Here is a 22,096-nt window from a genome sequence, read left to right as displayed (position 1 = left end):
GCCTGTCCGTCCGCTCGCTCCGCCCTCCGTCCGCCCTTTGAGACCAGAACCGATGTCGTCACTCCCCGAAGCCAAACTGGACGTCCTGCTCGCGCATCACGCCTCGCTCGAGGCCGAATCGCTCGGCCAGCTCGCCTCCGAGCGCTACGTGCAGATCACGCGCGAGCTCGCCGAGCTCACGCCGCTGATCGAGGCGGTCAAGGCGTATCGTTCTGCCGTGAAAGAACTCGCCGACACCGAAGCGCTGATCGCCGATCCCGCGACGGATGCCGAAATGCGCAGCATGGCGGAGGCCGAACGCGACGAGCTCAATCCCAGAATCGAAGAGCTCGTGCAGGAGATCCGCGTTGCGCTCTTGCCCAAGGACGCCATGGACGACCGCAACGTGGTGCTGGAAATCCGCGCCGGCACCGGCGGCGACGAGGCCTCGCTGTTCGCCGGCGATCTGTTCCGGATGTACGAGCGCTTTGCCAGTCTTCAGGGCTGGAAGGTCGAGGTGATCTCGGCCAGCGAAGGCACCGTCGGCGGCTACAAGGAAATCATCGCCGAGGTGCAGGGCCGCGGCGCATTCTCCAAGCTGAAATTCGAATCCGGCGTCCACCGGGTGCAGCGCGTGCCCGACACCGAGACGCAAGGCCGCATCCACACCTCCGCCGCAACGGTCGCCGTGCTGCCGGAGGTCGAGGACGTCGACGTCGACATCAAGAACGACGATCTGCGCATCGAGACCATGCGCGCGCAAGGCGCCGGCGGCCAGCACGTCAACAAGACCGAATCGGCGATCCGCATCACCCACATCCCGACCGGCATCGTGGTGATGATGCAAGACAGCCGCTCGCAGCACAAGAACCGCGCCTCTGCCATGAACATCCTGCGCTCGCGCATCTACGACGCCGAGCAGCAGCGCGTCGATGCCGCTCGTTCCGCCGAGCGCAAGGAGAAGGTCGGCTCCGGCGATCGCAGCGAGCGCATCCGCACCTATAACTTTCCGCAAGGACGCGTCACCGATCACCGCATCAACTTGACGCTCTACAAGCTGCCGCAGGTGATTGCGGGTGAGGCGCTCGGGGAGCTGATCGATGCACTGACCACCGAGCATCAGGCCGCGCAGCTCGCTGCCCAAGGCGCCGCGGCTTGACCGGCGCATGAGCAATCCCTTCACCGGACTATCCATCGAGCGCGCGCGCCGTGCGCTGGCGACGCAACTGCGATCGGCGCAGCAGGGCGAAGCCGAGCTCGACGCCCGTATCCTGCTGGGCGCGGCACTTGGCCTCGATCTCACCGGCCTAGTTGCGCAGGGCGCCCGCCTCCTCACCGACGCCGAGGCGTTGCAGCTCGCGCGCCATGGGCAGCGGCGGATCGCGGGCGAACCGGTGGCGCGCATTCTCGGGGTCAGGGAATTCTGGGGCCTGCCATTTCGTCTGTCGGAAGCAACGCTGGTGCCGCGGCCCGATACCGAGACCGTGGTCGAGCTCGCGCTCGAAATCTTTCGCGAACGGCGCGCCTCCGATCAAGTGCGCATCGCCGACATCGGCACCGGGTCGGGCGCGATCCTGCTGGCGCTGCTGCACGAAATTCCCGGCGCTTTCGGCGTCGGCATCGATCTCAGCCTGACCGCGCTCGACACTGCGAGGAGCAATGCCGCAGCCCTCGGCCTTGGCGAGCGTTCCGCCTTCGTCGCCTGCTCCTATGCGGCAGCGCTCAGCGGCCCGTTCGATCTTATCGTGTCGAATCCGCCCTATATTCCCTCGGGAGAAATTCCAAAACTGGGCATCGAGGTGCGCGAGCACGATCCGCATCTGGCGCTCGACGGCGGCAACGACGGCTATGACGCCTATCGCGCCCTGATCCCGCAGGCAGCGGAACGCCTCACGCCCGGCGGGGCGCTGATCGTCGAAGCCGGGCAGGGCCAGGCGCGAAATATTGAAACCTTGATGGTGGCTGCCGCGTTGGTAGTGGACAGGCCGCCTAGGGCCGACTTGGCGGGTATCCCGAGGGCCGTTTCGGCCCGAAAAATGCCCCTATAAAAGCCGGATTGGGCTGCAAAAACCTCTTGGAATATCGCGTTGGAACGACTACCTTCTGCTCAGCACATCGGTGTCGGCCCCGTGGTCTTACGGGCGAAAGCCGGGCTCTCGAGCGAGAGCTTCACTGATTTACGGTTCCAAGCGAGGTCCTGTGAAGCGCGATGGCCATTTGTGGCGCGCTGCTTCCGACCGCAACGTGAACGAAAGCCTGAAATTGCGCGCGAAGACTAACGCAAGAAACCAGGGCTTGTTTTGGCAGGCAAAATGAATGGGTTCGCTGGCGATGAATGCTGGCGGGTGGGCAACGCGTCCTTGTTGAACATCGGCAGGGCTCAATCCGTTCGTGCGCGCGGTGCGTACGAGAAGCGTGAACCGTTGTCATTAGGTCACTCTCGGCAATCAGTAATGCGTGCAACCTTTAGGGCTGGAATTAAAGGCAGGACATGAGAAACGGTCAGAACAAGCAGCGGATGCGCAACCGGAATAACAACAACAATAATAACAATCATAACCGGCGCGGCCAGAACCCGATGACCCGGGTCTACGAATCGAACGGTCCCGACATCAAGATCCGCGGCACCGCTTCGCACATTGCCGAGAAGTACCTTCAGCTCGCACGCGACGCGCGCTCTTCCGGCGATCCGGTCGCTGCCGAGAATTACTACCAGCACGCGGAGCATTATTTCCGCTTGATCGCCACCGCCCAGGAGCAGTTCCGGCAGAGCCAGCAGCCGCGCGGCGACGAGCCCTTGAGCAGCAGCAGCGACGACAGCGATGACGACGGTGAGAATTTCTCGAATTTCGGCCAGGAGCCGGGCTTCGTTCCCCAGCCCCAGCAGCCGACTTTCGTGCGCGACGGCCAGCGTGACCATCAGCAACGTGACCATCAGCAACGTGATCATCAGCCCCGCGACAATCAGCCCTATCAGCGCGAGAACCAACAGCCGCGCGAGCACCGCGAGCGCGACCACCGTCCGCAGCCGCAATATCAGCCGCAGCCCCAGCCGCAGCCGCTCCCGCTGAACCAGCCGCAGCCTGTCGTCGCCGAAGCCGGCAACGTCGATCGCCTGCCCTCCTTCATCACCGGCGCACAGCCGCAGGTGAACGGTGGCGAGGGTGGCGGTGGCGGCGAACGCTTTCCGAGGCGCCGCCGCCGGCCGCATGGCGGCCCGCGCACCGAGCGCGAAGCTGCTCCGGCCGCCTCGAGCGACGATCTCGCTCCCGGCGAGTAAGCCACAACGGTTCTCCTGATTTGTTGAACTGCATCGTCCCGGCCCAGGCCGGGACGATTTGCTTTCAGGTGTGCGTCACTGTCGTCGAAGACGGCACCAGCACCGGCTTCAAGGAGGGAATCAGCCGCGCCCGTTCCCGCTTGGCGGGGATCGCGCGGTAGACCTGCTTGGTGGCCTCGACGATATGGACGCCGGCAAATGGCAGCGACAACGCCGCGCCGGCCCGCTCCCACATCTGCGCCGATTTCAATACCCAGCCGCCAGCATAGGGCGGCATGAACAGCGCCTCGCCCCAGGCGGTCGGTGTGAACCAGGTCTGGCGCAACAGATCCGTGATCTGCGAGCGCGAATAGGGCCGGCCGTGACCGAACGGCGTATTGTCGGAGCGGGTCCACACCCCGCGCCGGTTCGGGATCACCGCCATGACACGGCCCGACGGCGACAGCACCCGCCACACCTCGCGCAACAGCGCAGCCGGATCATCCGACATCTCCAGCGCATGGACCATCAGAATGCGGTCGACCGCCGCGTCCGGCAGTGGCAGCGAGAATTCGTCAACCAGCGAGGCCAGCGCAGGACGCCCCGTTGGCCATTTCAAGACGCCCTGGGCCGCCGGCATGAAGGCGAGGCAGCGCTCCGCATCCTCGCGGAACAATCCGAGATAGGGCGTGGGATAGCCCATACCGAGCACGCGCTGGCCCTTGGCGCTCGGCCAGCGCTCCTTGATGCCGCGATTGATCATCTGCCGCGCCACGATCCCGAGGCGGCGGGAATAGAACTCGCGGAGATCGACGACGTCGATGGTCATGACGGCAATGTAACATGCGCAAGGCCGCCGCCGCGCGCTGAATATTGCATTGCCTGCGCAACGTTAACGCCATATTTGTCAGGCGGGGCTGAGCCCGATGGAGATGTCATGGCCGCCGAAATTCGTACTTTCAGCTGTTTAAACGACAATTTCGGCTATCTGATCCACGATGTGGAAACCAAGGCGACGGCGTCGATCGACGCGCCGGAGGCGGGCCCCATCCTGGCGGCGCTGGAGCGCGAGGGCTGGCAGCTCACCGACATCCTCATCACCCATCATCACGGCGATCATGTCGGCGGGGTTGCCGAACTCAAGCAGAAATACAATTGCCGCGTCGTCGCGCCGCACGACAAGACGACGAAGATTGCAAATGTCGACCTGCGCGTCGCCAATGCGGACGTGGTCAAGGTCGGCACCCTGCTGGCGCGGGTGCTGGAGACGCCCGGACACACCCTCGACCACGTCTCCTACGTTTTCGACACCGAGAAGACGCTGTTCGCCGCCGACACGCTGTTCTCGATCGGCTGCGGCCGCGTGTTCGAGGGCACTTATCCGATGATGTGGGATTCGCTATTGAAGCTGCGGGCCCTGCCCGACGACTTCAAGCTCTATTGCGGCCACGAATACACGGCGTCCAACGTCAAATTTGCACTGACCGTCGAGCCCGACAATGCGGCGCTCCAGGCACGCGCGGCGGAAGTTGCAAAGCTGCGGGCCGAGAACAGGCCGACCATTCCGTCACTGCTTGGTGATGAGAAGCGAGCAAATGTGTTCCTGCGGGCCGATGAGTCCTCGGTCGCGGCCAGGCTACACATGAAGGGTGCGGATGCCGCCGCGGTGTTCGGCGAATTGCGCGAACGCAAGAACAAGTCCTGACGGGGATCGATGCCGACCGCAGCCGAGATCATCGCGCGCCTTGAACTGCGGCCGCATCCTGAAGGCGGGTACTATCGCGAGACGTTTCGCGACCAGACCACGGACGCCAATGGCCGTTCGCGCTCGACCCTGATCTATTTTCTGCTCGCGCGCGGCGAACGTTCGCATTGGCATCGCATCGACGCGGTCGAGATCTGGCATTACTATGCCGGCAGTCCGCTGGCGCTGCGCATCGCCCACGAAGGCTGCTCCCAGCACGAAGTGCGGCTCGGCACCGATCTCATGAGCGGCGAGCGGCCGCAGGCGATCGTACCGGCACATGCCTGGCAGATGGCCGAGACCACCGGCGAATGGACGCTGGTCGGCTGCACCGTAGCGCCCGCATTCGAGTTTGCAAAATTCGAGCTGGCGCCAAAGGGCTGGGAGCCGTAGGCCCCGGAAAGACAATTAGCGCTTGCGCAACACCATGTCCTTCGCCGCGATCAGGCCGCCGCCGGCGATCAGGATCGCGGCGAGGGCGATGTTGGCGCTGGCTTTGGCGAAGCCGGCGGCGATGAGGAATCCGGTCGAGAGCAGCGGCGTCGCGTAGGACGCCGCGCCGAGCACGCGGATGTCGCCGCGCTTCATGCCGATGTCCCAGGCGTAGAACGCAGCACCCACGGGGCCGACGCCGAGCGCGATCACGGAGATCCACTGCAGCGGCGTATCCGGCCAGACAGTCGTCTCGAGCGCGGCATGCATCAGCGCGGCAAGCACGGCGGTGGCGAGGCAGAATCCTGCGACTGCATCGGTCGGCACCGCTTTGAGCCGCCGCGACAGCACGGAATAGGTCGCCCATACGAAGGCTGCGACGAAGGCGGCGATCAGCCCCGGCAGCTGGCCGGGCGCGAAGCCGCTGGTGCTGCCGGCGAACAGCAGCACGGTGCCGACGAGGCCGAGCACGGCGCCGATGACGTGGTGCACGGCAAGCCGCTCGCCTGGCAGTAACGACGAGAACATCACGATCAGGAGCGGCCACAAATAGTTGAGCAGGCCCGCTTCAGCTGGCGGCGCGAAGCGTAGCGCGAGGAAATAGAGCGCGTGATAGCCGAACAATCCGCCGACGCCGACGGCCCATACGGCCGACGGCTGGCGCAGGCTTTTTGCGGCTTCGCTGCGGCCGATCCAGGTGAGCAGGCCGACGAGGCCACCGATCGCAAAGGTCATCGCGGCGAGCTGGAAGGCCGGAATTATTCCGGTCGCCACCGTCATCACGGAGAGCAGCGACCACATCAGGATTGCGGTCAAGCCGATCAGCGTCGCGGTGCGGGGAGTCATCGGCGAATACTTCCATCATGGCCGGGCATAGCCGTCTGAAGAGCGGCGTCGCTTCCGCTCGCCTGTGCCCGGCCATCCACGTTCTGCCGTGGCGACCGCTGTTGTAAGGCGGTGGATGCCCGGGACAAGCCCGGGCATGACGAAGCTACCGGGATGTGCGAACGTGATGCGATCGCATCACACCATGTACTGGCCGCCGTTGACGGTCAGCGTCGAGCCGGTGATGGCGCCGGCTTCATCGGCGGCGAGGAACACGACCGCGCGCGCGATCTCCTCGGGCTCGCCGAGGCGGCCGATCGGGATCAGCGGCAGGATGGCCTTTTCCAGCACGTCCTTCGGCACCGCCTGCACCATCTCGGTGTTGATGTAGCCCGGGCAGATCGCGTTCACGGTGACGCCGCCCTTGGCATTTTCCAGCGCCAGCGCCTTCGTGAATCCGATCTCACCGGCCTTCGCCGCGGAATAGTTCACCTGGCCGAACTGGCCCTTCTGTCCGTTGATCGAGGAGATGTTGACGATGCGGCCGAACTTGCGCCCGCGCATGCCTTCGATGACCTGGCGCGACATGTTGAACAGCGAGCCGAGATTGGTGCCGATCACCGCATTCCATTGCTCCAGGGTCATCTTGTGGAAGGCGCCGTCCTTGGTGATGCCGGCATTGTTGACGAGCACGTCGATGGGACCGACCTCGGCCTCGACCTTCTTCACGCCCTCGGCGCAAGCGTCGAAATTGCTGACGTCCCATTTGTAGACGGCAATACCGGTCTCGGCCTTGAATTTCTCCGCCGCAGTATCGTTGCCGGCATAGCTCGCCGCGACCTTGTAGCCGGCCGCCTTCAGCGCCTTGCTGATCGCCGCTCCGATGCCCCGCGTACCACCCGTCACCAATGCAACACGTGCCATATCGTATTCCTTCCCTTGGACTCTTCGGACGTTTCTGAGTGATCTTTTTAGATGCGGATTATGCGGGACGTTTGACGGACATCAAGAACAAAACGCCCGGCATCAGGCCGGGCGTTTCTCTTTAGTCGAGGCTTTCACGGTTGCGAAGAATATTTCATTTGCAACCGCTGCCTTTTTAATCGCGTGCAACGCACTCAATCGCGTGTGCAGCGCACGCGTCAGTTACGCGTAAGTTAGTTTCAATCGCGCGCGATGCACATCGCAATGCCCATGCCACCGCCGATGCAAAGCGTGGCAAGGCCCTTCTTCGAATCGCGCTTCTGCATCTCGTGCAGCAGCGTCACCAGCACGCGCGCGCCGGAGGCGCCGACCGGATGGCCGATCGCGATCGCGCCGCCATTGACGTTGACCTTGGAGGTGTCCCAGCCGAGGTCCTTGTTGACCGCGCAGGCCTGCGCCGCAAAGGCTTCGTTGGCTTCGATCAGGTCGAGGTCGCCGACATTCCAGCCGGCCTTCTTCAGCGCGGCGCGCGAGGCCGGGATCGGGCCAGAGCCCATGATCTTCGGATCGACGCCGGCCTGCGCCCAGGACACGATTCGCGCGAGCGGCTTCTTGCCTTCCTTGGCAGCCTGCTTGGCGGTCATCAACACCACGGCAGCGGCGCCGTCGTTGATGCCGGAGGCCGAACCTGCGGTGACCGTGCCTTCTTTCTCAAAGGCGGGCTTGAGCTTCGCCATTCCGTCGAGCGTTGCACCATGGCGCGGATATTCGTCGGCGCTGACGACAACGTCGCCCTTGCGGGTTTTGATGGTGACGGAGACGATCTCGTCGTTGAACTTGCCGGCTTTCTGCGCGGCCTCGGCCTTCTGCTGCGAGGCGACCGCGAACTCGTCCTGCTGGGCGCGCGTGATCTGCCACTGGCGCGCGACGTTCTCGGCGGTGTTGCCCATATGGTAGCCATTGAAGGCATCCCACAGGCCGTCCTTGATCATCGTGTCAATGAACTCGACATTGCCCATCTTGACGCCGCCGCGCAGGTACTGGGCGTGCGGAGCCATGCTCATGGATTCCTGGCCGCCGGCGACGACGATTTCGGAATCTCCGTTGAGCAGGGCCTGATAGCCGAGCGCAACGGTGCGCAGACCCGAGCCGCAAAGCTGATTGACGCCCCATGCCGGGCTCTCCACCGGAATCCCGGCGGCAATCGACGCCTGGCGGGCCGGGTTCTGGCCCTGAGCTGCAGTGAGAATCTGGCCCATGATGACTTCCGAAACGCGGCCGGGCTCGATGCCACCGCGCTCCAGCGCGGCCTTGATGGCGATAGCGCCAAGCTCGTGGGCGGGAAGGGTCGCGAACGCTCCGTTGAAGCTTCCGACCGGGGTGCGGGCGGCGCTGACGATGACGACATCGTCTGTCATGGGCATCTCCTGAGGTTGAGGGGGCAGACGGGGCTGGGAAACGGCTCGCCAGTCTCGGATGGCATCCTGTTAACGTCGTTGAGGCATGTCAATCGATAGGTGGCCGAATTCATGCCGCAGCGCATTCAAAATAGCGTTCTTGGCGATTTCGCAAGCACGTTCTTGCTGCCCGATTAACCGTGGCGCACAAAACGGTAGCGTGACCCCTTTGAAAATGCTTATTTTGTTGCGTTGCGTACTCTTCCCGCCCTGCGGCATTTGCCCGCCGGGTTCCCGTTCTCCGCGTTTTTGCAAGTGAGAGCCCATGGCGAAATCAGACCAACCCACCACCATCAAGAAATACGCGAACCGGCGGCTCTATAATACCGGAACGAGTACTTACGTGACGCTGGAAGACCTCGCCGCCATGGTCAAGGACGGCGAAGACTTCCTGGTCTACGATGCCAAGACCGGCGACGACATCACCCGCTCCGTGCTCGCCCAGATCATCTTCGAGCAGGAGAACAAGGCCGGCCAGAACCTGTTGCCGACCACCTTCCTGCGCCAGCTCATCCGCTTCTATGGCGACAGCATGCAGATGGTGGTGCCGAAATATCTGGAGCAGTCGATCGCCACGCTGACCCAGGAGCAAGAGAAGTTCCGCAAGCAGATCGCCAACTCGCTCTCCGGAACCCCGTTTGCGCCGCTGGAAGAACAGGTCCGTCGCAACATGGAGCTGTTCCAGCAGACTTTCTCGATGTTCAAGCCGTTCGCACCCACTACGGGCCGCCCGGGGACAACGACGGCGGAGCCCGAGCCGGATCCGAACGCCGAGCCGGCCAAGGACACCAACATCGACGATCTGCGCCAGCAGATGAAGGAGATGCAGGAGCGCCTCGAGCGGATGTCGAAGAAGGAAGAGTAGGTCCTTCGTTCGCGCCGGAGCGGCCGCGCCCGCGATGCTTTTCCTGGGTCACTGCGGCGCCGCCAACCGACCTGGATCGTCTCCGAGCGCCCTAGGGCCGAGGCATACGCCATGTCCAACCGAAGCACGCATTGGGACCACGTCTACACCACCAAGGGCGAGGCGGAGGTCAGCTGGTTTCAGGACACCCCGACGATCTCGCTGGAGATGATCCGCGCGGCCCGTCCAGATCATGCGGCCGCGATCATCGATATTGGCGGCGGTGCGTCGCGATTGGCCGATAGCCTTTTGCAGGAGGGATATCGCCACATCGCCGTGCTGGATCTCTCGGCCAGCGCGCTTGAGATAGCGAAGAAACGAATCGGCGCGACTGCCGCAACGATCGACTGGATCGTTGCCGACGCCACGACATGGCGGCCGGCGAAGACATACGATGTTTGGCACGATCGCGCGGCATTCCACTTCCTGACCGATCCGCACGACAGGGCAGCTTACGTCGAGCGCCTGCGATCGGCGGTCGCACCTGACGGCTACGTCATCATCGGCACCTTCGCGCTGGATGGTCCGGAAAAGTGCAGCGGCCTACCTGTCCAGCGGCATGACAGCGCAAGCCTTTCGGTGGAGCTCGGACCGGCCTTCGAACTCATCGAGACGCGCAGCGAGACGCATCATACGCCATGGCATTCGACGCAGGCCTTTCAGTTCAGCCGGTTCAGGAGACGGGCTGCTTAAGGCGTCGTCCGCACACGCTCAGGCCCCTAGCTTCGCGGTGCTTCCGCAATTCGTCATTGCGAGCGCAGCGAAGCAATCCAGACTGCCTCTGCGGAAAGATTCTGGATTGCTTCGCTGCGCTCGCAATGACGGAGTTCGCGGAAGCAGCTAGCTCAAGCCGCCAGCTTCACCGCATGCGCAAAGTCCCAATAGAGCTTGCGCGCTTTGGTGTAGAACGGGCCCGGCTTCAGCTCGCGGTCGTCGATGCGGATCACGGGCGCGACCTTGGCGAAATTGCCGGTGGAGAATATCTCGTCGGCGGCGAGGAAGTCCGTATAGCGCAGCGTCTTTTCGACCACGGTGACGCCGTCGGCGCGGAGCAGACCGATCACGCGCTGACGCGTGATGCCGTTGAGGAAGGTGCCGTTCGGCACCGGTGTGAAGACCACGCCATCCTTGGCCATGAACACATTGGAATTGCCGAACTCCGCGACATTGCCGAGCATGTCAAGCATGAGCGCGTTCTGGAAGCCACGGGAAGCTGCCTCCGACAGCGCGCGCGAATTGTTCGGATAGAGGCAGGCCGCCTTGGCCTCGACCGGCGCGCATTCGGCGGTGGGCCTGCGGAACGGCGACAGCGTGATGGCGTTGCCGACGGGTTTGGGCATCGGCGCCTCGTAGATGCACAGGCACCAATTGGTGGTCTCGGGGTCGAACAGCACGCCGCCGCCGGCACCGTTCTGCGCCCAGTACATCGGACGAATGTAGAGTTCGGCATTGGCCGCGAAGCGCGCCAGGCCCTCGCGGGCGAGCGTGAGCCAGGTGTCGGTCTCGACCACGGGCTTCAGGCCAAAATTGATCGCGGATTGATTGGCGCGGGCGACGTGGCGGTTGAGATCAGGTGCGACGCCTTCGAAGGCGCGCGCGCCGTCGAACACGACCGAGCCGAGCCATGCGGAATGCGTGCGTGGGCCCATGATCGGCACGTTGCCGTCGTGCCATTTGCCTTCGAAGAAGGTCCAGCTCGGCGAATATTCGATGGGCTTTTTGATCTCGGCCATGACCGGCCTCCCTTGGAAATATCGAGGCACTATTATCCCAATTCCTAAAGGATTTCCTGCGGGGAAATGGTGCGTTACCCTCTCCCCTCGTGGGAAGGAAAGATCCATGCCGCTCGATCCGCTTGCAAAGCGTCTGTTGACCATGATGGCTGCGGCTGCACCGGAGGCACGGAGCCGGCCGAGCGTGCAGGCGCGGCGGCAATCCCTGGCGAAGCTGATGCAGTTTGCGCGAGCCGAGGCACCGGATGTCACGGCCTCCGACGGCAGGCTTCCCGGTCCCGGCGGCGAACTGCCCTATCGCCTCTATGTGCCTGCGAGCGCCGGTGAGCGTGCGCCCGGCTTCGTGTTCTTTCACGGCGGCGGCCTCGTCGCCGGCAGCATTGCGACGCACGACCGGATCGCGGCAGCGCTTGCGCATGCGACCGGCTGCCGGCTGGTCTCGGTCGATTACCGCCTCGCGCCCGAGCACAAGTTCCCTGCCGCCGTCGACGACGCGGTCGCCGCCGCCGAATGGGTGGCGCGCGAAGCCTCGTCACTCGGCATCGACGCCGGGCGGCTGGTGGTCGGCGGCGATTCCGCCGGCGCCACACTGGCTGCGATCGTGTGCCAGGACGCAGCGCAGAACGCCAGCCTCTCGATCATCGCGCAATGCCTGATCTGCCCGGTGCTGGATTTCGAGGAGACCTCGCCCTCGCGCGAGGCGTTCGCCGAAGGTCATCTGATCGATCGCGCGACGATCGAGGCCGATCTCGCCGACTATTTGCCCGACGGCATCGACACCGCCGACCCCCGTATCTCACCGCTGCGCGCGACGCGGCTCGCGGGCCTGCCGACCGCGATCATCCACACCGCCGAATTCGACCCGATGCGCGACGAGGGCAATGCCTATGCACGCAAGCTGCTCGCCGCGGGCGTTACAGTCGAGCACGTCTGCCACGACGGCATGGTTCACAATTTCCACGCCATGGGCGCGATCCTGCCGCAGGCGCAGCTCGTGCTGTCGCAGATCGGCGAGCAGGTGCGGCGGGCGGTGGGGACTTAGAAGAGAGAATCACACGCGGGCGTCGAGCACGGCTCTGGCTGCGACAACATATTCAGGCCAATGCGTATCCGCATAACGCTGGGCCTGACGCGCACAGGTGACATCCGGCGCATGGGCTGCTGCAATCATGCGCGCAAAGCGCTCCTCGGCCACAGTCGTGTCGTCATTGGCAAGCTTCGGCGCAGCGGCGACTGCTGCAGTCGGGACCGCGGCGAGCCCCGCCAGTCCGGCAAGCAAGGTGCGGCGTGACGTCTTCATGGCTGTCATTTCCTGTTGTCCTGCCTGTTGCTTTGCGCTTCGATAGTCGGTGGCAAATGCGTCACCTTGACGACCGCAAGGTAGCGCTTCGCTGCCGTCCGGTCCAGAAGCCGCGAGAGCGGGAAACTATTCCGGCACCGGCACGTCGAACGTGTTGAGCGTAACGGAGACCATGCAGTAAACGCCGACCAGATAGGACAGCTCGGCCGCGCCGTGCTCGCCGAACTCCTTGACCGCAGCCCGATAGGTCAGCTCCGGCAGCACACCGCCATTCACCAGCGCCGACGCCACGTCGTAGGCGACCGCTTCCTGCTTGGTAAGATCCACCGGCCGCTGCCCGGCGACGATGGTCGCGAGTTTTTCGTCGGACAGGCCGCGTTGCTCGGCGACCAGCACGTGGGCGTAGAGCTCGTAGCCGGAGCGGAAATGCGAACCGGTGACGAGGATCGCGACCTCGCGCACCGCCGCCGGCAGCAGCGGATTCGATGCGATCGCCTTGACCAGCTCCCATATCGGCTTGCCGAAGCGCGGCTCGCGGATCCAGGGATTCCAGGGCCCGAGCAGCGCGCCGTCGTCGCGCATGTTCACAAAGCCCTTGAAGTGGTCCTTGATGCCCGCTCGCATGTCGTCATAGAGCGGCTTCTGTTCGTCGGTCAGATCTTTCGGATCGAGAATGGGAAGGCGCACGGCAGATCTCCTCGCTGAGAAGGCGCGAAACTCGCCCGCACGCGCGCGCAAGGCAAGTGAAGTTGCCGTGACATGAAGGGCGCCGCCGGCGTCAAGTCGACTCGGACGCGCCGGCAATGGCTGCGGTCAGCGCCGCTCCTCAGGACTCTGCGGGCTCTGTGGATTGACGACGTCGTCGACCGCGAGCGTCAACGGCTGCGCGGTATCGAGGAACGACGACAAGGCGGCTTCGAACGGCGCCGGATCGAGGCCGCGCGCTTTCAGCCATTCGGGCTCGTAATAGGTCTGCCGGTAGCGTTCGCCGGAATCGCAGATCAGCGTCACCAGCGATCCCGTCTGGTTCGCGTTTCGCATCTCGGCAGCGAGCCGGCACAGCGCCAGGAAGTTGGTTCCGGTGGAGCCGCCCACCGCGCGGCGCAGCCGGCGCGACAGCACGTTCATCGCCGCGATCGACGCCGCATCCGGGATCTTCATCATGCGATCGACCACGCCCGGCACGAAGGAGGGTTCGCAGCGCGGCCGGCCGACGCCTTCGATCAGCGAAGGTCTTTCGCAAGTCCGGGAGCGATCCTGAGAACGGAAGCAGTCATAGAAAGCGGAATGCTCGACATCGGCGACGCACAGCCGCGTCGGATACTGGCGGTAGCGCAAATAGCGGCCGATGGTGGCCGAGGTGCCGCCGGTGCCCGCGCCCATCACGATCCAGTCCGGCAACGGACGCGTCTCGCCCTTCAATTGCGTGAAGATCGACTCGGCGATGTTGTTGTTGCCGCGCCAGTCGGTGGCGCGCTCGGCGAAGGTGAACTGGTCCATGTAGTGGCCGTTCAGGCGGGCGGCGAGCGCGGCGGCCTCCGCATAGAGCGCACGGCCGTCGTCGATCAGGTGGCAGTTGCCGCCATAATGCTCGATCGCGGCGATCTTCTCCGCCGACGTCGTGCGCGGCATCACGGCGTAGAACGGCACGCCGATCATCTGCGCGAAATAGGCTTCCGAAACCGCGGTCGATCCCGACGATGCTTCGATAACGGGCGTGCGTTCGCGGATGTGGCCGTTGCAGAGCGCGTAGAGGAACAGCGAGCGCGCCAGCCGGTGCTTCAGGCTGCCGGTCGGATGTGTGGACTCGTCCTTCAGATAGATGTCGATGCCGGCCAGCGCCGGCACGATCAGCCGGATCAGATGCGTGTCGGCCGTGCGGCACTGGTCGGCCTCGATCGCAGCCACGGCCTCGTCGACCCAGCCGCGGCTGTAGGCTGGTGCGACCGGATCTTGCTGGCGGAAGGGAAGTGGCTGCATCGACTGAACCTCTCATGATGCGGATCGTGCATCAATAGCTACCGCTCAGAACTCCAGCGGCGCGTTGTCGACGACTTCCTTCATCACGAAGAAGGTGCGGGTCTGGCGTACGCCGGGCAGCGCGATCAGCTGCTCGCCATGGATGCGGTTGAAGTCCTCCATGTCGCCGACGCGGATCTTCAGGAAGTAGTCGAAATCGCCGGCGACCAGGTGGCAGTCGAGCACGAATTTCAGCCTCGTGATCGCCTGCTCAAAGATCGCGAAGCTTTCCGGCGTCGAGCGGTCGAGCACGACGCCGACCATCACCAGCGTGCCCTTCGCCACCTTCTTCGGCGCCACCATGGCGCGGACGGCGGCGATGAACCCGTCCTCGAACAGGCGCTGGGTGCGGCGATGGCAGGTGGCGGGGCTGATCGCCACCGTACCGGCCAGCTCCGCGTTGCTGAGCCGTCCGTTATTTTGCAGCAATCGCAAGATCTTAAGGTCAACGCGATCAAGGCGGGAGGACATGGAAGAAGCTTTCTCATATGGCCGATCTGGCGGAAGTAATTGGAGCTATCTGGCAGATTATCGCAAGAATATGCTCATATATTGCGCAATATTTGAGAGCACATTTTGTTCGGCCGATGCTAGGCGCAGGGGGCCAATTCAACGCCAATCGGGATCACCTCGCATGCTGGAAAAATTCGCGCGCTATCCGCTGACCTTCGGTCCGACGCCCATCGAGAAGCTGGAGCGCCTGTCGAAGCACCTCGGCGGCAATGTCGAGATCTATGCCAAGCGCGAGGACTGCAATTCCGGCCTCGCCTATGGCGGCAACAAGCTGCGCAAGCTCGAATACATCATCCCGGACGCGATCGCCTCGAACGCCGACACGCTGGTCTCGATCGGCGGCGTGCAGTCGAACCATACCCGCATGGTCGCGGCGGTCGCCGCCAAGATCGGCATGAAGTGCCGCCTGGTGCAGGAAGCCTGGGTGCCGCACGAGGACGCCGTCTATGACCGCGTCGGCAACATCATGCTCTCGCGCATCATGGGCGCCGACGTGCGCCTCGTCGACGACGGCTTCGACATCGGCATCCGCAAGAGCTGGGAGGAGGCGATCGAGGAGGTGAAGGCGGCGGGCGGCAAGCCCTACGCGATTCCGGCCGGCGCGTCCGTGCATAAATTTGGCGGCCTCGGCTATGTCGCCTTCGCTGAGGAAGTCCGCAAGCAGGAAGCCGAACTGGGCTTCAAATTCGACTATGTCGTGGTCTGCACCGTCACCGGCTCCACGCATGCCGGCATGCTGGTCGGCTTTGCCGCCGACGGCCGTGCGCGAAAGGTGATTGGCATCGATGCCTCGTTCACCCCGGCGCAGACCAAGGCGCAGGTGCTCTCGATCGCGCAGAACACGGCCAAGCTCGTCGAGCTCGGCAAGGGCCTCGTCGCTGACGACGTCGTGCTGATCGAGGACTACGCCTATCCCGCCTATGGCGTGCCGTCGGAGGAGACCAAGGAGGCGATCCGCCTCACCGCGCGGCTCGAAGCCATGATCACCGACCCCGTCTATGAGGGCAAGTCGATGCAGGGTCTGATCGACCTGACGCAGAAGGGATATTTCGAGAAGGGCGCAAAGATCCTCTACGCCCATCTCGGCGGTGCGCCCGCACTGAACGGCTATGGCTATACGTTCCGGAACGGGTGAGTGAGGGCGTGAACTGCGCATCCCCTCCATTGTCGTCCTGGCGAAAGCCAGGACCCATTACCCCGATGGCCAGTTGCCGAGACGTGCTGGAGCGGCCAGCACGCACTTTCCCCACGGGCTGTGGCTATGGATCCCGGATCTGCGCGCCGCTTCGCCGCGCTTGTCCGGGATGACGATGTGGAGAGAGACGGACGCGCTAACCGCCGCCCACCCCTACCGCGTCCGCACGATCTGCAGCAGCTCGTCTCCGTAATGCTCGAGCTTCTTGTCGCCGATCCCCGGCACGTTGCGCAGTTCGTCGAGCGTGGTCGGCCAGGCCCGGACGATGCCGTCGATGGTGGCATCGTGCAGCACGACGTACGCGGGCACACCGCGCTCGCGCGCGATGTCTGACCGCCAGGACCGCAGCCGCGCACGCAATTCAGGATCGACATCGCCTTGCGCCGCGCTCGCCGCAGGCGCGAGGTCGCCGCGGCGGGATTTGGCGCGGCTTGACCGGATACGAGTGCCAGGCGCTTCCTCGCGCAGCCACACCTCGACCTCGCCGCGCAGCACGCCGCGCGAGGAGTCCGTCAGCTTCAGCGCGCCAAAGGCTTCGCTGTCGCTCTGCAAATGCCCCATCGCCACAACCTGCCGCAGCACGGTGCGCCACTGCTTCTCGTTAAGCTCGCGGCCGATGCCGAACACCGAGAGCTTGTCGTGGCCGAACTGCGTCACCTTGTCGGTGAGGCGCCCGATCAGCACGTCGATCAGGTGCATGGCACCAAAGCGCTGGCCGGTGCGATAGACGCAAGAGAGCAGCTTCTGCGCCAGTACCTTGCCGTCGCGCATCTGCGGCGGCGTCAGGCAATTGTCGCAATTGCCGCAATTCTCGCCATGCAGGGTCTCGCCGAAATAGCCCAGCAGCCGCTTGCGCCGGCATTGCGCGGTTTCGGCGAGACCGACCAACGCGTCGAGCTTGCCGATCGAGACCCGCTTGAAATCATCGGATGCCGCGGATTCGTCGATCATGCGGCGCTGCTGCACGATGTCGGAGAGCCCGTAGGCCATCCAGGCCGCAGACGGCTTGCCGTCGCGGCCGGCGCGCCCGGTCTCCTGGTAATAGGCCTCGATGCTCTTGGGCAGATCGAGATGGGCGACGAAGCGCACGTCCGGCTTGTCGATACCCATGCCGAAGGCAATCGTCGCGACGATGACGATGCCGTCCTCGTTGAGGAAGCGGTCCTGGTTGCGCGAGCGCACGCTGCTGTCGAGCCCGGCGTGATAGGGCAGTGCCGCAATGCCGGCATCGTCGAGCGCGGCGGCGACCTCCTCGACCCGGTTGCGCGACAGGCAATAGACCACGCCGGCATCGCCCACATGACGCTCCCGGATGAACTCCTTCAGCTGCGACACCGCATTGCGCTTGTCGACGATCTCGTAGCGGATGTTCGGCCGGTCGAAGCTGGAGACGAATTGCGGGCTGCCCCCAAGCTGGAGCCGCTCGACGATCTCCTTCCGCGTCAAATCGTCGGCGGTCGCGGTCAGCGCAATGCGCGGCACGGTTGGAAAACGCTCGGCGATGATGGAAAGCCCGACATATTCGGGCCGGAAATCATGGCCCCATTGCGAGACGCAATGGGCTTCGTCGATCGCAAACAGCGCCACCTTTGCCTGCGCCAGAATCGACAGGCAGCGCGGCGTCACCAGACGTTCCGGCGCGACATAGAGCAAGTCGAGATCGCCTGCGATCAGGCGGCGCTCGATGCCCGAGGCCTCCTGCGGCGTCAGCGACGAGTTCAGCGCGGCAGCGTTGACACCCGCCTCGATCAGGCCGGCAACCTGGTCGCGCATGAGCGCGATCAGCGGTGACACCACGATGCCGCAGCCTTCACGCAGCAACGACGGCAATTGATAGCACAACGACTTGCCGCCGCCGGTCGGCATCAGCACCAGACAATTGCCGCCCTCGGTGACATGCCGGATGATCTCGCCTTGTGCGCCGCGAAACCCCGGCAGGCCGAACACCGAATGCAGCACCGACAACGCGTCGCGGCCGTCGGCGGGCGCAGGCAGCGAAACGGTGGAGGGAGCGGACATGGGCGGAGCGGAACCGGACCGTGAGATTCGACACAAGGCCAGTCGCATGACGGCGCAGTCGTGGCAAGACTGTTTGCGCGGCAAGACGATGTCTTCCCCTCTCCCTTTGTGGGGCCCCTTGTGGGAGAGGGTGGCATAGGCGGCCTTTGGCCGCCGTACTTGGAACGCCGATGCTTCGCATCGGCTATGGCGTAGCGGCGAGACGGGTGAGGGGTTTGGTCTGCGAACTCGATCGAGATTGCTTTGCGGAGACGACCCCTCATCCGGCGCTTCGCGCCACCTTCTCCCACAAGGGGAGAAGGGAAGAAGAAAGCTACTTACGCCCCAATCCTTCGCAGCGCCTCCGCGATCGTCACGATCGGCATGCTGCGCCTCTCGGCTGCCTCCAGCGCGTGACGCAGCAAGTTCGGCGAGCAACCGTAGGGGCTTGGCACATCCGCAACGTCATGGCCGTAGAAGATCAGCCAACCGCCGCTTGCGACCGCCGCGTCGAAATAGCGATCGATGCCGGACGAATCGATCTCGCAATCGACCAGAGGCGAGGCACGCAGGAACTGGAGGTCGACGACGTCGCGATTGACGCCAGGAAGGATGCCACGTGCCGAGCGGAAGGCTTTTGCCAGCTGCGGCTTGCGCCAGACCGAGGCGAGCCCATACGGATAGGCGAAATTCTCCAGCACGATCGAGGAATCGATAGCGCGAAAATAGCTGCGGTTCCGCTCAATCTCGCGCGCCATGGCGGTCTCGTCGAGATCGACCGCGCGCAGATGCGAGAAGGTATGACAGGCGATCTCGTGGCCGGCGCGATGAAGCCGCACGATCGCCTCATTCGACAGTCCGCGCCAGTGATCCCCGGGCTGGTCGATCAGGCTGCCGGCCAGATAGAATGTGCCGCGGCCGCCATGCTGCTCCAGCAGCGAAGCGCCCTCGCCCGCGGCACTGTCGGGCGCGTCATCGAATGTAAAGCTGACCATTGGCGCGTGGGGCGGCAATCTGTGCAGCGCGGCGCGGAAATGCCGGGCCAGCCGATTGCTCATGCGTCCCTGGAGTGCCGACCACACGATCGCGTTTCCTGTTTGCCCGACCTCGTCACTGAAGCATTCATGTGTCGTTTGAGGCAAGCATCACACTTTATTAGTCCTAACGCGAAATCCGTAATCTGAACCTAGCGCGCGAGCAGCGCGGCTTCGGTGTCAGCAGCGAGATATTGCAACCAGTTGCGGAAAAGTGCCGCTGCAGCGCTGCCGGCCGCGATATCGGCGCGCAGCGTCAGCGCGGGCAGATCGTTCGTCAGCGCCGGATGACGCTGGTGCCTCACCCGTTTCTCGAATCGGGCAAGTTTCTCTTCCGTCTCTGCGTCAAAATAGCTCACGGGCAGGTGCGGATAAGTCGCGCGCTCGCGGGCGAGATAGCGGCCGATGTCGCGCAGATACTCGCGCTGGAGCGACAGCGCGTCGTATTCGGGATGGCCCTGGAAGAAGACGAACCGGCTGGCATATTGCCGGACGAAAGTGTCGATGCCGGCCTCGGCCGAGCGCGTCAGCACCTGATAGCCGGCCTGGGTGAGATCGCTCTCGGCGACTTCGTTCAGACGCGAGTGCGAAACCTTGAGCGGAGTAGGCGTTGCACGCGTCAGCGCGTCATCGGTGACCGGCTCGCAGTCGAAGATGCCGTGACATTTCGCCGGCAGCCGTCGCCGTCCGATGCGATCGAGATGCAGCACCGCCGCATGCGCGGCCAGGCACGACCAGATCGTCGAGCGCGTGTTGACCTTGGCCCAGTCGATCAGCTCGGTGAGATCGCGCCAGTACGGCTCCTTGTCGAGCTCGGGCGCGACCGGTTCGGCGCCGGTCACGATCAGCCCGTCGAACTTGTGGCGCTTGAGATCGGTGAGATCGGAATACTCGCTTTCGACATGCCATTTCGCTTCGGGCGAGCGTTTCACCGACGGCAGCGAGAAGCAATGGAAGCGGATGCGGCGTGGCCCGGCAGCGGCCTGGAGCAGCTTCATGAACTGCCGCTCGGTCGCCTTCAGCGCCGGGTCCGGCATGTTGTTGATCAGCCCGATGGTGAGCTCGGCGCCGCCATGATCGCGCGCGAGATCGACCTCTCCGGGCACCAGGGCCGGGCTCGAGATACCTTGATCCCTGTCGATCAAGAGCGTCATCGGCGCCGCCGCCTACTCCGCGGCCTGGAGACGTGCCGACGGGCAGGCCTTTTCCAGCGCCTGGTCGATGTCCTCGATGATATCCGCGGCATGCTCGATGCCGATTGAGAGGCGGATCGTCTCCGGCAGCACCCCGGCGACGCGTTGCTGCTCGACCGACATCTGCCGGTGCGTGGTCGAGGCCGGATGGCAGGCCAACGACTTGGCATCGCCGATATTGACCAAGCGCGTGATCAGCTTCAGCGCGTCGTAGAAAGTCTTGCCGGCTTCTATGCCGCCCTTGATGCCGAAGGTGAACAGCGAAGAGGCGTTGCCGTCGAGATATTTCTGCACCAGCGGATAATAAGGGCTATCGGGGAAACCCGTGTAATTGACCCAGGCCACGCGCGGGTCGGCACGCAGGAATTCGGCGACCTTGCGCGCGTTCTCGACGTGGCGTTCCATGCGCAGCGCCACGGTCTCGATCCCCTGGAGCAGCAGGAAAGCGTTGAACGGCGACAGCACCGCGCCCATGGTGCGCTGATAGATGCTGCGCGCGCGCTCGATATAGGCGGTGCGGCCGAAGCGCTCGGCGTAGACCAGACCGTGATAGGAGGCGTCAGGCTTGTTGTAGCCCGGGAAGCGCTCGGCGTGCGTGGCCCACGGAAAATTTCCGGAATCGACGATGGCGCCGCCGAGCGTGGTGCCGTGGCCGCCCAGGAATTTGGTCAGCGAATGCACGGCGATGTCGGCGCCGTAATCGAACGGCTTGAGAAGGATCGGGGTCGCGACCGTATTGTCGACGATCAGCGGCACGCCATGCGCATGCGCGATCTTGGCCAGCGCCTCGATGTCGCAGACATTGCCGGCGGGGTTGCCGATGGTCTCGGCGAACACCGCGCGGGTGTTCTCGTCGATCAGCTTCTCGATCGCATCAGGCTTGTCGCTCTCGGCGAAGCGGCCGATGATACCCTGGCGCGGCAGAATGTGGGAGAGCAGCGTGTGCGTGGTGCCATAGAGCTGCGGCACCGAAACGATGTTGCCGCCATGGTCGGCGACGTTGACGAAAGCGAAATGCAACGCCGCCTGGCCGGTCGCGACCGCGAGCGCGCCGACGCCGCCTTCGAGCTGGCTGATGCGCATCTCCAGCACCGCGCTGGTCGGATTGGCGATGCGGCTGTAGCGATAGCCTTCGGCTTCGAGATTGAACAGGGCTGCACCGTGATCGGCGCTGTCGAAAGCGTAGGCCGCGGTCTGGTAGATCGGAACGGCGACCGCGTGCGTCGTGGCTTCAGGTTCGTAGCCGGCGTGAATAGCGATCGTCTCGTTGCGCATCGTCCACCTCCACGTGGGGCGGGCTGCACTTAATTGGCCTTTATGGGCATGTGCGTTGTCCGCCATCCCCGTGTTAGAGACGGGTGGTAAAGCGAGCAATAATTCGCCTAGAGATCGAGGAAGTAACCCTAACGCTTGTTGGAGAATTGCCCAAAATTTTAATGAAATTGGATTAATGAACCGGCGAAATTTGCCGCGGCAGTCGCGGTACCGAGAGCTGGTCCCGCTTGTCTGAACAGACTTTCCGCGTCGATAAGTGGAGCCTCTGCCGAGATTAGGCCGCCACGCGGAGCGGCGGAAGGTTGAAGTAGG

22 protein-coding genes are annotated in these 22,096 nt (G+C 64.2%); 9 read left to right on the top strand and 13 right to left on the bottom strand.

Features of this window, described 5'->3' with window-relative positions:
• The first annotated feature begins 52 nt into the window (after positions 1 to 52).
• The 3 genes from prfA (at position 53) to IVA82_RS40880 (ending at position 3,259) form a co-directional block, all read left to right on the top strand.
• On the top strand, positions 53 to 1,138 hold the full coding sequence (gene prfA / locus IVA82_RS40890) for a peptide chain release factor 1 (RefSeq protein WP_247387290.1): 1,086 nt from the start codon (positions 53 to 55) through the stop codon (positions 1,136 to 1,138).
• 7 nt (positions 1,139 to 1,145) lie between these two features.
• Positions 1,146 to 2,027 (top strand): peptide chain release factor N(5)-glutamine methyltransferase, encoded by an 882-nt coding sequence (gene prmC / locus IVA82_RS40885; protein ID WP_247387289.1) that lies wholly within the window; start codon positions 1,146 to 1,148, stop codon positions 2,025 to 2,027.
• Between the two features lie 443 nt (positions 2,028 to 2,470).
• Positions 2,471 to 3,259, top strand: a complete 789-nt coding sequence (locus tag IVA82_RS40880; protein WP_247387288.1) for a DUF4167 domain-containing protein — start codon at positions 2,471 to 2,473, stop codon at positions 3,257 to 3,259.
• Positions 3,260 to 3,323: 64 nt separating this feature from the next.
• On the opposite strand, the gene IVA82_RS40875 is transcribed toward IVA82_RS40880, so the two are convergent.
• The gene (locus IVA82_RS40875) at positions 3,324 to 4,067 is read right to left on the bottom strand and encodes a methyltransferase domain-containing protein (protein WP_247387287.1); all 744 of its coding nucleotides are present in this window, start codon (positions 4,065 to 4,067) and stop codon (positions 3,324 to 3,326) included.
• Positions 4,068 to 4,175: 108 nt separating this feature from the next.
• On the opposite strand from IVA82_RS40875, the gene gloB reads away from it, so the two are divergent.
• Positions 4,176 to 4,943 carry a hydroxyacylglutathione hydrolase gene (gene gloB, locus IVA82_RS40870; RefSeq protein WP_247387286.1) on the top strand — a complete coding sequence of 256 codons (768 nt, stop codon included), beginning with the start codon at positions 4,176 to 4,178 and terminating at the stop codon, positions 4,941 to 4,943.
• A 9-nt stretch (positions 4,944 to 4,952) separates the two neighbouring features.
• A complete protein-coding gene (locus tag IVA82_RS40865) occupies positions 4,953 to 5,375 on the top strand; it encodes a cupin domain-containing protein (protein ID WP_247387285.1) in 423 nt (140 codons plus the stop codon).
• 15 nt (positions 5,376 to 5,390) lie between these two features.
• Here the strand turns inward: IVA82_RS40865 and IVA82_RS40860 are convergent, their stop codons facing one another.
• The 3 genes from IVA82_RS40860 to IVA82_RS40850 all read right to left on the bottom strand — a co-directional run bounded on the left by IVA82_RS40860 (position 5,391) and on the right by IVA82_RS40850 (position 8,581).
• Positions 5,391 to 6,260, bottom strand: a complete 870-nt coding sequence (locus tag IVA82_RS40860; RefSeq protein WP_247387284.1) for an EamA family transporter — start codon at positions 6,258 to 6,260, stop codon at positions 5,391 to 5,393.
• Between the two features lie 177 nt (positions 6,261 to 6,437).
• Positions 6,438 to 7,163 (bottom strand): acetoacetyl-CoA reductase, encoded by a 726-nt coding sequence (gene phbB, locus IVA82_RS40855; RefSeq protein WP_148740777.1) that lies wholly within the window; start codon positions 7,161 to 7,163, stop codon positions 6,438 to 6,440.
• Between the two features lie 239 nt (positions 7,164 to 7,402).
• Entirely contained in the window at positions 7,403 to 8,581 is a 1,179-nt protein-coding gene (locus IVA82_RS40850) for an acetyl-CoA C-acetyltransferase (RefSeq protein ID WP_148740776.1), read from the bottom strand.
• Positions 8,582 to 8,885: 304 nt separating this feature from the next.
• Between IVA82_RS40850 and phaR the strand changes: the two genes are divergently transcribed.
• Positions 8,886 to 9,485 (top strand): polyhydroxyalkanoate synthesis repressor PhaR, encoded by a 600-nt coding sequence (phaR, locus tag IVA82_RS40845; protein ID WP_247387283.1) that lies wholly within the window; start codon positions 8,886 to 8,888, stop codon positions 9,483 to 9,485.
• Between the two features lie 111 nt (positions 9,486 to 9,596).
• Complete coding sequence (locus IVA82_RS40840) at positions 9,597 to 10,217, top strand: class I SAM-dependent methyltransferase (protein WP_247387282.1); 621 nt, start codon at positions 9,597 to 9,599, stop codon at positions 10,215 to 10,217.
• A 152-nt stretch (positions 10,218 to 10,369) separates the two neighbouring features.
• On the opposite strand, the gene IVA82_RS40835 is transcribed toward IVA82_RS40840, so the two are convergent.
• Positions 10,370 to 11,257: a branched-chain amino acid aminotransferase gene (locus tag IVA82_RS40835; protein ID WP_247387281.1), complete on the bottom strand. Its 888-nt coding sequence runs from the start codon at positions 11,255 to 11,257 to the stop codon at positions 10,370 to 10,372.
• Positions 11,258 to 11,363: 106 nt separating this feature from the next.
• On the opposite strand from IVA82_RS40835, the gene IVA82_RS40830 reads away from it, so the two are divergent.
• Positions 11,364 to 12,299: an alpha/beta hydrolase gene (locus IVA82_RS40830; RefSeq protein ID WP_247387280.1), complete on the top strand. Its 936-nt coding sequence runs from the start codon at positions 11,364 to 11,366 to the stop codon at positions 12,297 to 12,299.
• Between the two features lie 9 nt (positions 12,300 to 12,308).
• Here the strand turns inward: IVA82_RS40830 and IVA82_RS40825 are convergent, their stop codons facing one another.
• The 4 genes from IVA82_RS40825 to IVA82_RS40810 all read right to left on the bottom strand — a co-directional run bounded on the left by IVA82_RS40825 (position 12,309) and on the right by IVA82_RS40810 (position 15,047).
• The gene (locus tag IVA82_RS40825; RefSeq protein ID WP_247387279.1) at positions 12,309 to 12,557 is read right to left on the bottom strand and encodes a hypothetical protein; all 249 of its coding nucleotides are present in this window, start codon (positions 12,555 to 12,557) and stop codon (positions 12,309 to 12,311) included.
• A gap of 126 nt (positions 12,558 to 12,683) precedes the next feature.
• The gene (locus tag IVA82_RS40820; RefSeq protein ID WP_247387278.1) at positions 12,684 to 13,244 is read right to left on the bottom strand and encodes a carboxymuconolactone decarboxylase family protein; all 561 of its coding nucleotides are present in this window, start codon (positions 13,242 to 13,244) and stop codon (positions 12,684 to 12,686) included.
• Between the two features lie 126 nt (positions 13,245 to 13,370).
• A complete protein-coding gene (locus IVA82_RS40815) occupies positions 13,371 to 14,537 on the bottom strand; it encodes a PLP-dependent cysteine synthase family protein (protein ID WP_247387277.1) in 1,167 nt (388 codons plus the stop codon).
• Positions 14,538 to 14,582: 45 nt separating this feature from the next.
• On the bottom strand, positions 14,583 to 15,047 hold the full coding sequence (locus IVA82_RS40810; protein ID WP_247387276.1) for an Lrp/AsnC ligand binding domain-containing protein: 465 nt from the start codon (positions 15,045 to 15,047) through the stop codon (positions 14,583 to 14,585).
• Positions 15,048 to 15,210: 163 nt separating this feature from the next.
• Between IVA82_RS40810 and IVA82_RS40805 the strand changes: the two genes are divergently transcribed.
• Positions 15,211 to 16,224, top strand: coding sequence for a 1-aminocyclopropane-1-carboxylate deaminase (locus tag IVA82_RS40805; RefSeq protein ID WP_247387275.1), 1,014 nt, complete (start codon positions 15,211 to 15,213; stop codon positions 16,222 to 16,224).
• Positions 16,225 to 16,437: 213 nt separating this feature from the next.
• Here the strand turns inward: IVA82_RS40805 and recQ are convergent, their stop codons facing one another.
• From recQ to IVA82_RS40785, 4 genes are all read right to left on the bottom strand, one after another.
• Positions 16,438 to 18,303 (bottom strand): DNA helicase RecQ, encoded by a 1,866-nt coding sequence (recQ, locus tag IVA82_RS40800; protein ID WP_247387274.1) that lies wholly within the window; start codon positions 18,301 to 18,303, stop codon positions 16,438 to 16,440.
• A gap of 317 nt (positions 18,304 to 18,620) precedes the next feature.
• Positions 18,621 to 19,364 (bottom strand): polysaccharide deacetylase family protein, encoded by a 744-nt coding sequence (locus IVA82_RS40795; protein ID WP_346658768.1) that lies wholly within the window; start codon positions 19,362 to 19,364, stop codon positions 18,621 to 18,623.
• A 104-nt stretch (positions 19,365 to 19,468) separates the two neighbouring features.
• On the bottom strand, positions 19,469 to 20,470 hold the full coding sequence (locus tag IVA82_RS40790) for a homoserine O-succinyltransferase (protein ID WP_247387272.1): 1,002 nt from the start codon (positions 20,468 to 20,470) through the stop codon (positions 19,469 to 19,471).
• A gap of 12 nt (positions 20,471 to 20,482) precedes the next feature.
• Positions 20,483 to 21,784, bottom strand: a complete 1,302-nt coding sequence (locus tag IVA82_RS40785; RefSeq protein WP_247387271.1) for an O-acetylhomoserine aminocarboxypropyltransferase/cysteine synthase family protein — start codon at positions 21,782 to 21,784, stop codon at positions 20,483 to 20,485.
• Positions 21,785 to 22,096: the final 312 nt, after the last annotated feature.

Source organism: Bradyrhizobium sp. 142, from assembly GCF_023074015.1.
Lineage (GTDB): Bacteria > Pseudomonadota > Alphaproteobacteria > Rhizobiales > Xanthobacteraceae > Bradyrhizobium.
The sequence above is the reverse complement of the archived record's forward strand: the minus strand, read 5'-3'. Positions and strand labels throughout refer to the sequence as shown.

Coding starts and splice junctions, on each gene's coding strand:
- prfA (WP_247387290.1), top strand. CDS start 53: ATGTCGTCACTCCCCGAAGCCAAACTGGACGTCCTGCTCGCGCATCAC.
- prmC (WP_247387289.1), top strand. CDS start 1,146: ATGAGCAATCCCTTCACCGGACTATCCATCGAGCGCGCGCGCCGTGCG.
- IVA82_RS40880 (WP_247387288.1), top strand. CDS start 2,471: ATGAGAAACGGTCAGAACAAGCAGCGGATGCGCAACCGGAATAACAAC.
- IVA82_RS40875 (WP_247387287.1), bottom strand. CDS start 4,067: ATGACCATCGACGTCGTCGATCTCCGCGAGTTCTATTCCCGCCGCCTC.
- gloB (WP_247387286.1), top strand. CDS start 4,176: ATGGCCGCCGAAATTCGTACTTTCAGCTGTTTAAACGACAATTTCGGC.
- IVA82_RS40865 (WP_247387285.1), top strand. CDS start 4,953: ATGCCGACCGCAGCCGAGATCATCGCGCGCCTTGAACTGCGGCCGCAT.
- IVA82_RS40860 (WP_247387284.1), bottom strand. CDS start 6,260: ATGACTCCCCGCACCGCGACGCTGATCGGCTTGACCGCAATCCTGATG.
- phbB (WP_148740777.1), bottom strand. CDS start 7,163: ATGGCACGTGTTGCATTGGTGACGGGTGGTACGCGGGGCATCGGAGCG.
- IVA82_RS40850 (WP_148740776.1), bottom strand. CDS start 8,581: ATGACAGACGATGTCGTCATCGTCAGCGCCGCCCGCACCCCGGTCGGA.
- phaR (WP_247387283.1), top strand. CDS start 8,886: ATGGCGAAATCAGACCAACCCACCACCATCAAGAAATACGCGAACCGG.
- IVA82_RS40840 (WP_247387282.1), top strand. CDS start 9,597: ATGTCCAACCGAAGCACGCATTGGGACCACGTCTACACCACCAAGGGC.
- IVA82_RS40835 (WP_247387281.1), bottom strand. CDS start 11,257: ATGGCCGAGATCAAAAAGCCCATCGAATATTCGCCGAGCTGGACCTTC.
- IVA82_RS40830 (WP_247387280.1), top strand. CDS start 11,364: ATGCCGCTCGATCCGCTTGCAAAGCGTCTGTTGACCATGATGGCTGCG.
- IVA82_RS40825 (WP_247387279.1), bottom strand. CDS start 12,557: ATGAAGACGTCACGCCGCACCTTGCTTGCCGGACTGGCGGGGCTCGCC.
- IVA82_RS40815 (WP_247387277.1), bottom strand. CDS start 14,537: ATGCAGCCACTTCCCTTCCGCCAGCAAGATCCGGTCGCACCAGCCTAC.
- IVA82_RS40810 (WP_247387276.1), bottom strand. CDS start 15,047: ATGTCCTCCCGCCTTGATCGCGTTGACCTTAAGATCTTGCGATTGCTG.
- IVA82_RS40805 (WP_247387275.1), top strand. CDS start 15,211: ATGCTGGAAAAATTCGCGCGCTATCCGCTGACCTTCGGTCCGACGCCC.
- recQ (WP_247387274.1), bottom strand. CDS start 18,303: ATGTCCGCTCCCTCCACCGTTTCGCTGCCTGCGCCCGCCGACGGCCGC.
- IVA82_RS40790 (WP_247387272.1), bottom strand. CDS start 20,470: ATGACGCTCTTGATCGACAGGGATCAAGGTATCTCGAGCCCGGCCCTG.
- IVA82_RS40785 (WP_247387271.1), bottom strand. CDS start 21,784: ATGCGCAACGAGACGATCGCTATTCACGCCGGCTACGAACCTGAAGCC.